The following is a 13763-nucleotide window of genomic DNA, read 5'->3' on the forward strand; positions in this document are numbered from 1 at the left end:
CAAACATTATACTGCGCGTCATGCAAAACACCAGCGCTTCGGCGCAGGATCCGGCGCATCCGGCGAGGCCTGACGCCTCGCCGGGCGACGAGGTGGCCGCTCCCCCGCGAGCGGCGCGCGCGGCGCTCGCGGGCCGCGTCCTCCGTGGAGCGCGCGCGCCGCGCGCCGTCGTGATCGGCAGCGGCTTCGGGGGCCTCGCGGCGGCCGTGCGGCTCGGGGTGCGGGGCTACGACGTCACGGTGGTCGAGAAGCTCGACCAGCCGGGCGGGCGCGCGTACGTCCACCGCCAGGACGGGTTCACCTTCGACGCGGGGCCGACCGTCATCACGGCGCCGTTCCTCCTGGAAGAGCTCTGGCAGCTCTGCGGCCGGAAGATGGCCGACGACATCGACATGCGGCCCGTGGCGCCGTTCTACCGGATCCGGTTCCACGACGGCGCGACGTTCGACTACACGGGCGACGCCGCCGCGATGCGCGCCGAGGTCGCGCGCCTCTCGCCCGGGGACGTCGAGGGGTACGAGCGCTTCGTCCGGCGGAGCGAGGCGATCTTCCGCGTCGGGTTCGAGGAACTCGCGCACGTGCCGTTCGGGTCGTGGACGGACATGGCGCGCATCGTGCCGGACATGGTGCGGCTCGAGAGCTACCGCACGGTGTACGGCCTCGTCGCGAAGCACGTGAAGGACGACCGCCTGCGCCAGGTGCTGAGCTTCCACCCGCTGCTCGTGGGCGGGAACCCGTTCTCGACGACCTCGATCTACAGCCTGATCGCGTTCCTCGAGCGCAACTGGGGCGTCCACTTCCCGATCGGCGGCACGGGCGCGCTGGTGAAGGGGCTCGTGTCGCTCATCGAGGGCCTCGGCGGCTCGGTGCGGTGCGGCGCCGAGGTGCGGCGCATCTCCGTGGAGGGCGGCCGCGCCCGGGGCGTGGAGCTCGCGTCGGGGGAGCGGCTCGCCGCCGACGTCGTCGTCTCGAACGCGGACTCGGCGTGGACCTACCGGCACCTCGTGCCCCCCGAGGCGCGGAAGCGCTGGACCGACCGGCGCATCGAGCGGCAGCGCTACTCGATGAGCCTCTTCGTGTGGTACTTCGGCACGCGCCGGCAGTACCCGGACGTCGCTCACCACACGATCCTCCTCGGCCCGCGGTACAGGCCGCTGCTCGAGGACATCTTCGAGAAGCACGTGCTCGCCGACGACTTCAGCCTGTACCTGCACCGCCCGACCGCGACCGATCCGGCCCTCGCCCCGCCCGGATGCGACGCGTTCTACGTGCTGTCCCCGGTGCCGAACCTGCTCAGCGGCACCGACTGGCCGAGGGTCCAGGAGCGGTACCGGCGCTCCATCGCGGCGCTGCTCGAGGCGACGCTCCTGCCGGGGCTCGAGGGCGCGCTCGCGAGCTCGCGGCTCCTCACGCCGCAGGACTTCCAGGACCGGCTGCTGTCGTTCCGGGGCGCGGCGTTCGGGCCGGAGCCCGTGCTCGCGCAGAGCGCCTTCTTCCGGCCCCACAACGCGAGCGAGGACGTCGAGCGCCTCTACCTCGTCGGGGCCGGCACGCACCCGGGCGCCGGTCTGCCCGGGGTGCTCTCGTCGGCCCGCGTGCTGGATCGGGTGGTCCCGGATGCATCGAAGCTCGCCTGAGGCGTCGGCGGCGGACTTCGCCGCGTGCAGGGACCTCCTGCGCAAGGGGTCGAAGAGCTTCGCCGCGGCGGCGCTGCTCCTGCCCGCGCGCGTGAGGGAGCCGGCGGCGGCGTTCTACGCGTTCTGCAGGGTCGCCGACGACGCGGTCGACGAGCTCGGGGAGCACGCGCCGCCGTCCGCGGCCGCGGCCGCCGTCGCGGCGCTGCGGGAGCGGCTCGCGCGCGCCGCGGCGGGCAGGCCGGACGACAGCCCTGTCGATCGCGCGCTCGCCCACGTGATGGCGGAGCACGGGCTGCCGCGCGCGTTCATCGAGGCGCTGCTCGAGGGGTTCGCGTGGGACGCGGAGGGGCGCCGCTACGAGACGCTCTCGGACCTGAACGCCTACGCGGCGCGCGTCGCGGGCACCGTGGGCGCGACGATGTCGACGCTCATGGGGGCGCGGGGGCCCGACGCGCTCGCGCGGGCGTGCGACCTGGGCGTCGCCATGCAGCTCACGAACATCGCGCGCGACGTGGGTGAGGACGCGCGGCGCGGGCGGATCTACCTGCCGCTCGCCTGGATGCGGGAGGCCGGGATCGCGCCGGACGGGTGGCTCGCGCGGCCGGTGTTCGACGACCGGCTGGGGCGGCTCGTGGCGCGGCTGCTCGCCGAGGCGGAGGTGCTCTACCTCCGCGCGGGCGCCGGCATCCCGATGCTGCCGCGCGACTGCCGCCCCGCGATCCAGGCGGCGCGGCTCATCTACGCCGACATCGGGCGGGTCATCGCGCGCCGCGGCTTCGACTCGGTGTCGACGCGCGCCGTGGTGTCGCCGGGCCGCAAGGCGTGGCTCGTGCTGCGGGCGCTGCTCCGCAGGTCCGTCGCGCCCGCGGAGGCCCGGGAGCACGGCGCGGCGCCGCCGCTCGACGAGGTCCGCTTCCTCCTGGAGGCGGCGCGATGAGCGGCGCGACACGCGCTCTGGAGGCGGCGCGATGAGCGGCGGCGGCGCGCCGGGCTCAGCCGCGCGGGAGATCGACGCGGCGCGGGGGCGCGTGCGCGAGGCGGGCGGCGAGGCGCTGCTCGCGCGCCTCGAGCACCTCGACGCGGTGCGGGCCGCCCCGGCGCCTCGGCCGGGACCCTCGCCGCGGCCGCCGGATCGGGGCGCGACCGCCGATTACGACGTGGTCGTCGCGGGCGGCGGGCTGTCGCTCCTGCTCGCGCCGCTGCTCGCGTCGGCCGGGCTGCGCGTCGCGGTGCTCGACCGGGCGCGGATCGGCGCCGCGCACCGGGAGTGGAACGCCGGGACGGCCGAGGTGGCCGCGCTGTCGGCGTCGGGGATCTTCACGAGGGACGAGATCGAGCGGCTCGTCATCGCCCGCTACGTCGAGGGGCTCTGCCGCTGGCACGGCGGCGGGACGTACCCGGTGCGCGGCGTGCTCGACCACGCCATCGACGCGGGGGGGCTGCTCGCCGCGGCGCGGGCCCGGGCCGAGGCGCTGGGGGTGACGCTGCTCGACGGGCACGCGCTCCTCGGGCACGCGGAGGGGCCGGACGCTGTCGCGCTCGCCGTGGCCGAGGCGCAGCCGGGCGCCGCGCCGCGCGCGCTGTCCGCGCGGCTCCTCGTCGACGCGCGCGGCGCGGCGAGCCCCTACGCGACAGCGGACCTCCTCTGCCCGACCGTCGGCGGCGTGCTCGCGGGGCTCTCGGAGGGCGACGGGGAGCGGCGGATCCGGCCGGACGTCGGCGAGATCCTCGCCACAACGGAGGACGTCGACGAGGGCAGGCAGCACCTCTGGGAGGCGTTCCCGGGGCGGCCGGGCGAGACGACGGTCTACCTCTTCTATTACGCGCGCTCCGGGGACGTCGGGCCCGGCGCGCTCCTGTCGCTCTACGCGCGGTTCTTCCGGCTCCTCTCGCGCTACAAGGAGGGCGACGCGCGCCTCGTCCGCCCGACGTTCGGCTTCATCCCCGGCTGGTCGCGGCTGTCGGCCGCGCCGCGCGCGCCGGGGCGCCGGGTGCGGCTCGTGGGGGACGCGGCGGCGCGGCACTCGCCGCTGACGTTCTGCGGCTTCGGCGCGAACGTGCGCGAGCTCGCGGCGACGGCCGCCGATCTGGCGCGGGCGGTCCGGGAGCCGGGCGCGCGCCGTACGTCGGCCACGGCGCGCGACGCGCCTGTGCACTCGGGCACCGGCGCGCTCGCGGCCCTCATGGCGAAGCCCGCCGGCGGGGCGAGGGCAGGGGAGATGAACGCGCTCCTCGACACGGCCTTCGCCGTGCTCCACGCGATGGGCAACGACGCGTACGCGGCGCTGCTGCGCGACGAGATGCAGCCGGCCGATTTCGTGAGGTTCTTGCGGGAGACGGCGGCGCGGCGGCCCGAGGTGTACCGCGAGGTCGTGAGCGCGCTGCCGCTCCGGGCCATCGGCCGCTGGGGGGCGGGGCTCGCGCGGGAGCTCTACCGCGCCCGCTGAAAGGCTACCGCGCCCGCTGCGCGGAGCGCTGGGCGCGGCCGCCCGCGGCGGCGCGCCGCGCGAGGACGAGGGGCCCGAGGAACAGGCCGTACGGCGGGCCGCCGGTGCCGTGGTGGACGCGGTGCGCGTCGCGGACGCGCGCGAGGTACGGGACGCGCGCGAGGCCCGAGACAGGGAGCCGCCCGTGGACGAGGCCGTCGTGGACCAGGACGTAGGCCAGGCCGAAGGCGGTCATGCCGAGGCCGAAGCCGAACGCGGCCTCGCGCAGCGGCCCCGGCGCGCCCTCGCAGCCGTAGATGATGAGCCCGGCGGCGATCGGGGCGTGGAGGAACGCGAGCGCGTCGTTCTGCTCGAAGGCGCCGCGCCGCTTCGTGTGGTGGGAGCGGTGGATGCGCCAGAGCGCGTGGTGCCAGACCTTGCCGTGGAGGAGCGCGGCCCACACCTCCATGATCGCGAAGGCGGCGAGCGCCGTGCCGATCCAGATCGCGGGCGTCATCGCGCCCTCCTCATGCGGAACGGCAGGAGGAGCTGCACCCAGGGGCTGGCGAAGCGGTCGAGCGAGAGGGCCTCGTGGACGACCGTCGCCGGCTTGCCGCCGAACGTCGCGGCCGCGAGGGAGCGCGCGTAGAACGGCGTGTCCTCGAGGGTGCGGAGGAGCCGCGGCGCGGACCCCGGATCGGCGGCGATCTCCCGCGCCATGCCCCAGCGCGTGTCGCCGAGCGGCCGCGGGGCGAGCGGCGGGAGCTCGCGCGCGCCGCCCGCCGCGTCGAACGCGGGCGAGAGGAGCATGCGCGTGCCGTCGCGGCGCCGGACGTCGTAGGTGAGGGCGATGCCGTCCGAGCCGAGCGCGCGCGACCAGGTCCAGCGCTCGAAGGCGTGGTCGAGCGGCTCGTCGCCGGCGTTCGTGTCGAGGTAGGCGCTGCCGGAGAAGCGCAGCGAGGGGTGCGCGAGCTCGACCTCGGCCCGCGCGATCGGCGCGATGGGCGTCCAGCGGTGGAGCCCCCGCCCGTCCAGGGCGACGCCATCGCGCGCGCCGTCCGCCGCGGGCCCGGGCGCGGACGGGCGGAGGCGCACCGTCCCCGAGAGCCGGGAGGGCAGAGGCGCCGTGATCTCGTCGAAGGAGACGCGGAGCTCACCGCCGGACCACTCCATCAGGCTCGGTCCGATGGCGAGCGACCGCGGCGACCTGGAGACCGCGCCCCGCGGCCGCTCGGTCAGCGCCCAGCGATCGGCGCGCGCGCCGTACAGCGCGACGTTCATCGCGCAGTGCATGAGCGGGTCCGCGGCGCCGCGCGATCGCGCCCTGGCGTAGTACGGCGAGAAGACGCTCCCGAGCATCGCGATGATCGTGATCGCGCTCCGCCCGTCGTCGCTCACCGCGTCCAGGTACCACCAGGCATAGCCGCCGCTCGGGATCTCGAGGTCGAAGCGAGGTCCTCCATCACGCTCCGCGCCGCGAGCTGGCCGCTCAGCGCCGCCATCGGCACGCCCGCCCCCGGGTGCGCGCTCCCGCCGGCGAAGTACAGGCCCGGGAGCTTCGAGCGCGAGGCCGGGCGCGCGAAGGTCGAGCTCCACCCGTGGGACACCGGCCCGTACAGCGCGCCTCCCGTCGCCGGGAACATCCGCTCGAAGTCCGCCGGCGTCGTCGCCACCGGGGAGGCGCCCGTGCTCTTCAGCGAGAGGCCGAACCGCTGCAGTTGCTGGAACACGCGCTGCTCCCATTCGTGGATCTCCGTGGATGAGGGGGTGTGTTTATCACCGGTCGCAGGGGCATTGAGGATGAAGAACAGCCGCTCTCCGCCTCCGTTGGCGCCTGCGCTCGCCCCGACCCCGCCGGGCTCGCGCGCCGGCGCGTCGCCGCGGTCCTCGGCGCAGACGTAGACCGTGGCGTCGCGCGGGAGCTCGGCGCGGTCGAACAGCGCGCGGAACTCGGCCTCGTAGTCGCCGGAGAAGAAGACGTTGTGCCGGAGGAGGGGGAAGCCGCTCGCCTCGGCCACGAGCGCCCAGGTGACGGCCGAGAGCGACCGCGGCTCGCTCCCCGGCGCCTTGCGGGCGGCGCGCTCGCCGAACAGGCCGGCCCGCAGCGCCGCCGGGTCGGCGTTCAGCACGATGGCGTCGGCCTCGATGCGCTCGCCACCCTGGAGCACGACGCCCGTCGCGCGGCCGCGGCCCTCCTCGATGGCGGCGACGTGCGCGCCGCAGCGCAGCGTCGCCCCGGCGCGGGCCGCCGCCGCGGCGAGCGCCTCGGCGACGCGGCCCATGCCGCCCTCGGGGAGCCAGAGGCCCTCGCGCTCCACGTGCGCGATGACGCTCAGCGTCGCAGGCGCGAGGTACGGCGACGAGCCGCAGTAGGTCGCGTAGCGCCCGAACAGCTGCAGGAGGCGCGCGTCCGTGAAGAAGTCGCCGAGCGCGCGGTGGAGGGTGCGGTGCCCGTCGATCTTCCTCATCCCGCCGAGGCCCAGGTTGCTCGCCGTGCTCAGGATCGTCTTGAGCGTGGGCCGCTCCGCGCGCAGGAACGGCGCCTCCACCACGTCGAAGATCTCGCGCGCGTACCGGCAGAACCGGCGGTACCCGTCCGCCTCCCGCGCCCCCGCGAGCGCGCCGATCGCGTCCGCGGCGCGCTCGGCGTCGGCGAAGAGGTCGAGCGTCGAGCCGTCCGGCCAGGCGTGGCGCGCGAGCGTCTCGGCCCGGCGGAGCGGCACGTGGTCCCCGAAGCGGAGCCCGAGCGACGCGAAGATCTCGTCGAAGACCCACCGCATCGTGAGCGCCGTCGGGCCGACGTCGACGCGGCGGTCCCCGAGGACCACCTCGCGTATCTTTCCGCCGACGCGCGGCGCCCGCTCGAGTAGCACCACGTCGAGCCCGCTCGAAGCCAGGAGCGCGGCCGAGGTCAGACCGCCGACACCCCCGCCGATCACCACGACGCGATCTCTCCTGTCCGCCATGGTCGGAGTGTACGCGTCGGGGGTGGTTTGTCTATACTTTGTTTAACTAACGTTCAAACTATTGACAAGCCCCTGAGGCTCGCCAAGACTCGCTGCCCATGGATTTCGATCGCCGGATCGAGCGCGTCCTCCTCGCCGCCATCGAGCCGCTCTCCTCGCCCGCGTCGCCGCCCGGGCTCCTGGCCGCGACGCAGCACGCCGTCTTCCCTGGAGGCGCCCGCGTCCGGCCGCGGCTCTGCCTGGCCGTCGCCTCGGCGTACGGCGATCCCGCGCCGGAGGCCGCCGACGCGGCGGCGGCGGCGGTGGAGCTCATCCACTGCGCGTCGCTGGTCCACGACGACCTCCCCTGCTTCGACGACGCGCCGATCCGGCGCGGCCGGCCGTCTGTCCACCGGGCCTTCGGCGAGCCGATCGCGGTGCTCGCCGGCGATCAGCTCATCGTGCTCGCCTTCGAGGCGCTCGCGCGCGGCGCCTTCCACGCGATGGCGAGCGGCGTGACCGACGCGCGCAGGGCGGTCCGGTTCTTCGAGGTGCTCGGGGGCGGCGTCGGGATGCCGCAGGGGATCATCGCCGGGCAGGCGTGGGAGTCGGAGGCGAAGGTCCCGCTCTCGGCCTACCGGCGCGCGAAGACAGGCGCGCTCTTCGAGGCGGCGGCGACCCTCGGCGCGCTCTCCGCTGGCCAGGACGGGGCCGCCTGGGGCGATCTCGGGCAGCGCATCGGCGAGGCGTACCAGGTCGCGGACGACGTGCTCGATCTGGTCGGGAAGCCGGAGGACATGGGCAAGCCGGCGGGGCGCGACGGGGCGCTCGGGCGCCCGAACACGGCGCTGGAGCTCGGGCTCTCCGGCACGACCCGGCTGCTGCAGCGGCTCATCCAGGACGCGGTCGAGGCGGTGCCGCAGTGCCCGCGGGCGGACGACGTGCGGTCGTGGGCCGTCGAGCTGGGGGACAGGCTCCTCCGGGTCTGCAGGGGGCCTTCGGCGGCGCTTCCGACCGTGAGCTCCATGTAACGGCTCGGGCGGCCTGACGTACGTCCGAGGGGGGCGGCCGCCGGGGGCACTCGGGACGTCTGAGACTGATGATCTGGCGTGGAGCTGGGTTGTTTGCGCGTCGCGGGACGGAACGCGTGAAGCTGACGTGGACTGACGTGGACTGACGTGAAGCTGACGTGGACTGACGTGGACTGACGTGGACTGACGTGGACTGACGTGAACCCGGCGTGAAGCCGCGTGAAGCCGCGTGAAGCCGACGTGACCCGACGTTGAGCAGATCAGGGAGGGCCTTAATGCGCTGTCGCCTCGCGATAGTGGGGCTGCGCCCAGGCTCGACGAACGCGGTTTGGGGTGGCATCCTCGGCGGGCCTTTCCGCGTCTGCCGCGGGGAGCGTGGCTGTGGCGCGGTGGTTAGGCGCTGTGTCCTGCGTCCGGTGAAGCGTGACGTGGGGCATGGGCCGCGAGCGGGGGGATCGGGGGATGAGGGCGATTCGGGAGCAACACGCCACGATCGTTTCTCGAAAGCTCGAGGCCGACAGTCCCGGGGGGATGCGCGAGGCGATCACCTCCGCCGAGCAGCTGGCGCGCGTCGCGCGCGGGCGCCTCCGCGACCGGGTGGTGGACGTCGGGAGCGCCGTGGGCACCGCCCTCCGGGGCGCGCCGAGGAGCGCGAGCTTCGTCCGGGCGGGCGCCGCCGTGCCGCTGCACGTGTCGCGGATGCTGCTCGATCGACACCAGGTCGCCGCCCACGCGCTCGCCCACCTCTACGCGGAGATCGAGGCCTGCCGCTCGCTCGCGAGCTGGGCCTGCGAGGCGGGCGGGGAGGCCAGGGCCGTCGCCGAGGCGCACGCGGGGGCGCTGCTCCTGTCGCTGCGCGGCGGCGTCGATCTGGGCGGCGGGGAGGTCGCGCCGCTCGGCGATCTCGAGCTCCGCGACGACGAGGTCGCCAAGGCGATCGGCCACCCGGCGGTCGCGGCGTGGGCGCGCGACGCGGGCTCCGGCGTCGCCGTCGCCTCGATCGCGCGCGCGGCCGCCGAGCAGGGCCTCCCCGCCAGCGCCGGCGCGGAGGACGAGCGCATCGGCTGGATCCGGCACAACATGCGCGACTTCGTCGAGCGCCTCGTCGAGCCGCTCGCCCCCGAGATCCACCGCCGCAACGGGCTCATCCCCGAGTCGATCGTCCGCCGCATGGGGCAGTTCGGGGTGTTCCGGCTCGCCACCGCGCCCGAGCACGGGGGCGACGGGCTCGGCGTGGCCGCCATGGCGACCGCCATCGAGGAGCTCGCGCGCGGCTCGCTCGGCTTCGGCGTGCTCACCATGACGGCCTCCATCGCGTCGGAGCTGCTCGCCCGATCCGGCACGGACCTGCAGCGCCGGACCTGGCTCTCGCGCATCGCGAACGGCGAGGCGCGCTGCGCCCTCGCGTTCGCGGAGCCGGCGTACGGGTCGGACCTCGCGCGCGTCGTCACGCGCGCCGAGCGCCAGGCCGACGGCAGCTACCTCCTCATCGGAAAGAAGGCGTGGGTCACCGGCGCGTCCCGCGCCGACCTGGTGCTCACCCTCGCGAGGACGACGACGCCGGGAGGACAGGGGCAGCTGCCGCTCGGGCCGAGCCTCTTCGTCATCGCGAAGCGGCGCGGCGCGCCGGGCGCCGACTTCCCGGACGCCGGGATCGCCGGGACCGAGCTGCGGGCGCTCGGGCAGCGCGGCATGGGGCACTACGAGCTCCGGATCGAGGGGCTCCAGATCGGCCGCGAGGCCCTGCTCGGCGAGCGCGAGGGCGAGGGGATCGCCCAGATCCAGCGGGCGCTCGTGACCGGCCGCACCTACGCGGCCGCGTGCGGCGTGGGCGTGGCGCAGGCCGCGCTGGAGCTCGCGCTCGAGCGGGCGAAGACGCGCGTGCAGTTCGGGTCGCAGCTCATCTCCTTCCCGCGCGTGGCGCACCGGCTCGGAGGGCTCATCGCGCGCGTCGCCGCCGCGCGGCAGCTCACGCGCGCCGCGGCGCACGTGGCGGACACGGGGCAGCCGTGCGAGCTCACGTCGGCGATGGCGAAGCTCTTCTCCAGCCGCGTGGCCTGGGACGCGGCCGACGCCTGCATGCAGATCCACGGGGCGAGCGGCTACGCGGAGAGCTCGACCGCGGCGAGGCTCCTGCTGGACGCCCGCAGCCTCTTCTTCCAGCTGGGCCCGCACGAGGTGCTCGCGCAGGGCATCGCGCGCGCCCTGCTCGAGGGGCCGCTGCCCTGAGGCGCGCGCGCCGTCGTCGTCAACCGAGCGCGCCTGTGCCATGATCGCGCGGACCGATGGTCCGCGTCCGCTCTCCTCGCTACGGCCGCAAGCTCGACGATTTCACGGTCGGCGCGGTGTATGCCCACCCCTGGGACGTCACCGTGGACGAGGGGATGCTCGCGCTCTTCGCGGCCTCGTTCCAGGACGCGATCCCGACCTACGCCAGCCGCGTCGCGGCCCGGTCGGTGGGGCTCAGGGACAGGCCGGTGAGCCCGCTCTTGCTGCTCAACCTCGGGATCTCCTTCAGCGTGCACGACGTGAGCGAGCAGGCGATCGCGCACCTCGCGTACACCGACGTCCGGTTCCCGGCGGCCTGTTATCCGGGGGACACGCTGCGCGCGAGCTCGCTGGTCATCGGCAAGAAGCCGGTCTCGACGGGGGACAAGGGCGTCGTGCACGTCAGGACCCAGGTGGTGAACCAGGACGGGCTGCTCGTCTGCTCGTTCGAGCGCAAGGCGCTCGTGCCCCCTGGCCGCGTCGCGGAGCGCCCCGCGGACGCGCCGCACGCTGTCGCGCAGCCGGACGCGCAGCCGGCGCGCCTGCCGGAGGAGCTCGACCGCCCGCTGCCGCCGCCGGCGCGCCAGGGCGGCTTCGCCTGCGCGTGGGACGACTTCGAGGTCGGCGACGTGATCACCCACGAGGTCGGCAGGACCATCGGGGACAGCGAGCACATGCAGCTCGCGACCCTCCTGCGCAACTCCCACCCGCTGCACGTGGACGAGCAGTACTCCAGGTCGAGCTCCTTCGCGAAGACGCGGGTCGTCCACGGGGGGCTCGTGCTGTCCTGGGTGCTCGCGCTCTCGAGCCGCGACACGGCCGGGTGCGGCGTCTGGGACCTCGGCCTCGACGAGGGGGCGCACCCGAGCGGCGTGCTCGCGGGCGACACGCTGTTCGCCGCGTCGAAGGTGATCGCCAGGGAAGAGGCCAAGAGCGGCGCCGGGAGCGTCACCTTCCGGATCGTCGGCGTGAAGAACACGCCGACGCGCGCCCTGATCGCGCAGGGCGCCGACCTGTTCACGCCCGAGCTCGGCAAGGCCGAGGGCAGGGTGAAGGAAAAGGTCGTGGAGATCACGCGAACGCTGCTCCTGCGCCGGCGGAGCTAGCGTGACAAACGGTCCCCGGCGGGCCGCCTGCGGCATACAATGGGCGGCCATGAGCACCGCTCTGCCCCGGCGAGGAACGGGACGGCCATGAGCACCGCTGGGAGCCGTGAGCTGGACGCGCTCCGCGCGCGCGTCGCCGAGCTGGAGCGGGAGCTGGCCCACGCCCGCGCGCCAGGTCGGAGCGCCGCCGCGCGGAGCCCGGACGCGCCGGCCAGAGACCCGAGCAGCGCGAGGGGCTCCGCCCTCGTCGAGGAGGCGCGGCGGCGGCTCGACGAGGGCGAGGAGGCGGCGCAGATGGGCAACTGGCTCTGGGAGCTCGGCCAGAGCAGCATCATCTGGTCGCGGCAGCTCTTCCGGATCCTGGGCCGCGATCCCGAGACGGATACGCCCTCGACGGAGACCTTCCTCGAGGCCGTCCACCCCGACGACCGGGAGCGGCTGCAAGCCCTCCTGCTGCTGGCGAACGAGACGGGCGAGGGGTCGGGCGCGATCGCGTTCCGCGTGCGCCACCGGGATGGAACCGTGCGGGAGTGCCTGCTGAGCAGCCTGCCCCTCGTCGAGGGGGCGGGGCCGCCGTCGCGCTTCTTCGGCGCGGTCGTCGACCTCACCGAGCGCCGCCACGCCGAGAAGGAGCTCCGCCGCAGCGAGCGCATGCTGAAGGAGGCGCAGCGCATCGCCCACGTGGGCAGCTGGTCCTACGACATCGCGTCGCGGACGATCCGCTGGTCCGAGGAGCTCTACCACATCCTCGGCGTCGATCCCTCGGTGCGCCCGACGTTCGAGCTCTTCGCGGGCCTCATCCACCCCGAGGATCGCCACCGGGTCTTCGGCGGCGCGGAGACCGCGTCGCCGCTCGGCATCGCGAGCCCCGTCGAGTGCCGCGTCGTGCGCCCGTCCAGCGGGGAGCTGCGCCACGTGCAGATGGCGGCGCAGCTGGTCACGGACGACGCCGGGACGATCACCGGGCTGGTCGGCACGAGCCTCGACATCACCGAGCGCCGGCGCCTCGAGGAGCAGCTCCTGCACAGCCAGAAGCTCGAGGCGATCGGGCGCCTCGCCGGCGGGGTCGCGCACGACTTCAACAACATGCTCACCGCGATCTTCGGGCACAGGGAGCTCGCGGTGCGCAAGGTGCCGGCGGCGTCGCCCGTCGTCGAGCACCTCACGCAGATCGGCACCGCCGCGGAGCGGGCCGCGGCGCTCACGCGGCAGCTGCTCGCCTTCGCGCGCAAGCAGCTGATCCAGCCGACCGTGGTCGACCCGAACGCGCTGATCTTCGGGGTCGAGCCGCTCCTCCGCCCGCTCGTGGGCGAGGACGTGGAGCTCGTCGTGCTGCCGGGGAGCCAGATCTGGCCCATCCACATCGATCGAGGGCAGTTCGAGCAGCTGCTCATGAACCTGGCCGTGAACGCGCGCGACGCGATGCCCGGCGGGGGCCGCCTCGTGATCGAGACGGCGAACAGGGCGCTCGGCGCGGGCGACGGGGGGTGGGGGCCGGAGATCGAGCCCGGCGACTACGTGGAGCTCACGGTCACGGACACCGGGCAGGGCATCGACGACGCCGTCCAGAAGTACGTGTTCGAGCCGTTCTTCACGACCAAGGAGCCGGGCAAGGGGTCGGGCCTCGGGCTCGCGACGTGCCACGGCATCGTGAAGCAGCACGGCGGCCACATCGGGTTCGCCAGCGCCCCCGGCCAGGGCACGCGCTTCACGATCTGCTTCCCGCGCGTGCGCGGCGTGCCCAGCGAGCAGCCCGCGAGGGCGACCGCGGCCGCCGTCGGGGGCGTGGAGACCGTGCTCGTCGTGGAGGACGAGGCGCAGGTGCGCGAGCTCTGCGTCGCCGCGCTGCGCTCCTTCGGCTACTCGGTCCTCGCGGCGCGGAGCGGCAAGGAGGCGATCGCGCTCGCGGCCGCCTACCCAGGCCCGATCCACCTGCTCGTGAGCGACGTGGTCCTGCCGGACGCGCGCGGCCCCGCGCTCTCGGCGATGCTCGCCCGCGCGCGCGCCCCGCTGCCCGTGCTCTACGCGTCGGGTTACACGGAGGACGCCCTCCTCCAGACCGATCTGCTCGACGGGGTCGCCCACTTCCTCGCCAAGCCGTACACGCCGACGCAGCTCGCGAAGGCGGTGCGCGCCGTGCTCGACGCGTCAGCGCAGGCGCGACGGGCGAAGGGCTCCGGCGGCGCCCCGCCGCCGGCTCCGACCGCCGAGCGCCTTCAGTGAGCGCGCTCGTGCGCCGCGGGGGGCGGGCTCCCGGCGCCTTCGCGCGCGATCGCCGGCGTGTGCGCGCGCGTGCGCGGCGGCCCGCTGCGCGCCGCGCTGGCCCCCACCGGCCGGGTGCATCTATCCT

Annotated in this window: 10 protein-coding genes; 7 read left to right on the top strand and 3 right to left on the bottom strand. The window is 75.1% G+C overall.

The genetic code is table 11. The annotated features are described in order from the left end of the window. Nucleotides 1–20: 20 nt before the first annotated feature. From WMF44_RS03340 to WMF44_RS03350, 3 genes are read left to right on the top strand one after another with little or no spacing between them, the layout of a single operon-like run. Nucleotides 21–1637 carry a phytoene desaturase gene (locus WMF44_RS03340; RefSeq protein WP_437297666.1) on the top strand — a complete coding sequence of 539 codons (1617 nt, stop codon included), beginning with the start codon at nucleotides 21–23 and terminating at the stop codon, nucleotides 1635–1637. Further along, on the top strand, nucleotides 1618–2574 hold the full coding sequence (locus WMF44_RS03345) for a phytoene/squalene synthase family protein (protein ID WP_437297667.1): 957 nt from the start codon (nucleotides 1618–1620) through the stop codon (nucleotides 2572–2574). The genes WMF44_RS03340 and WMF44_RS03345 overlap by 20 nt, the downstream gene beginning before the upstream one ends. 31 nt (nucleotides 2575–2605) lie before the next feature. Continuing rightward, complete coding sequence (locus tag WMF44_RS03350) at nucleotides 2606–4084, top strand: lycopene cyclase (RefSeq protein ID WP_437297668.1); 1479 nt, start codon at nucleotides 2606–2608, stop codon at nucleotides 4082–4084. Between the two features lie 4 nt (nucleotides 4085–4088). Here the strand turns inward: WMF44_RS03350 and WMF44_RS03355 are convergent, their stop codons facing one another. From WMF44_RS03355 to crtD, 3 genes are read right to left on the bottom strand one after another with little or no spacing between them, the layout of a single operon-like run. Next, a complete protein-coding gene (locus tag WMF44_RS03355) occupies nucleotides 4089–4580 on the bottom strand; it encodes a beta-carotene hydroxylase (protein WP_437297669.1) in 492 nt (163 codons plus the stop codon). Next, the gene (locus WMF44_RS03360; RefSeq protein ID WP_437297670.1) at nucleotides 4577–5461 is read right to left on the bottom strand and encodes a carotenoid 1,2-hydratase; all 885 of its coding nucleotides are present in this window, start codon (nucleotides 5459–5461) and stop codon (nucleotides 4577–4579) included. The genes WMF44_RS03355 and WMF44_RS03360 overlap by 4 nt, the downstream gene beginning before the upstream one ends. Next, nucleotides 5458–7029 (bottom strand): 1-hydroxycarotenoid 3,4-desaturase CrtD, encoded by a 1572-nt coding sequence (gene crtD / locus WMF44_RS03365; RefSeq protein ID WP_437297671.1) that lies wholly within the window; start codon nucleotides 7027–7029, stop codon nucleotides 5458–5460. Before crtD ends, WMF44_RS03360 begins: the two co-directional genes overlap by 4 nt. A 98-nt stretch (nucleotides 7030–7127) precedes the next feature. Here crtD and WMF44_RS03370 point away from each other — a divergent pair, with 98 nt between their 5' ends. From WMF44_RS03370 to WMF44_RS03385, 4 genes are all read left to right on the top strand, one after another. Further along, nucleotides 7128–8039, top strand: coding sequence for a polyprenyl synthetase family protein (locus WMF44_RS03370; protein WP_437297672.1), 912 nt, complete (start codon nucleotides 7128–7130; stop codon nucleotides 8037–8039). Between the two features lie 462 nt (nucleotides 8040–8501). Next, the gene (locus WMF44_RS03375; RefSeq protein WP_437297673.1) at nucleotides 8502–10268 is read left to right on the top strand and encodes an acyl-CoA dehydrogenase family protein; all 1767 of its coding nucleotides are present in this window, start codon (nucleotides 8502–8504) and stop codon (nucleotides 10266–10268) included. Between the two features lie 56 nt (nucleotides 10269–10324). After that, a complete protein-coding gene (locus WMF44_RS03380) occupies nucleotides 10325–11413 on the top strand; it encodes a MaoC family dehydratase (RefSeq protein ID WP_437297674.1) in 1089 nt (362 codons plus the stop codon). 87 nt (nucleotides 11414–11500) lie between these two features. Beyond that, nucleotides 11501–13636, top strand: coding sequence for an ATP-binding protein (locus tag WMF44_RS03385; protein WP_437297675.1), 2136 nt, complete (start codon nucleotides 11501–11503; stop codon nucleotides 13634–13636). Nucleotides 13637–13763: the final 127 nt, after the last annotated feature.

It is taken from the genome of Sorangium sp. So ce426, assembly GCF_051475585.1.
In the GTDB taxonomy this organism is placed as follows: Bacteria; Myxococcota_A; Polyangia; order Polyangiales; family Polyangiaceae; genus Sorangium; species Sorangium cellulosum_B.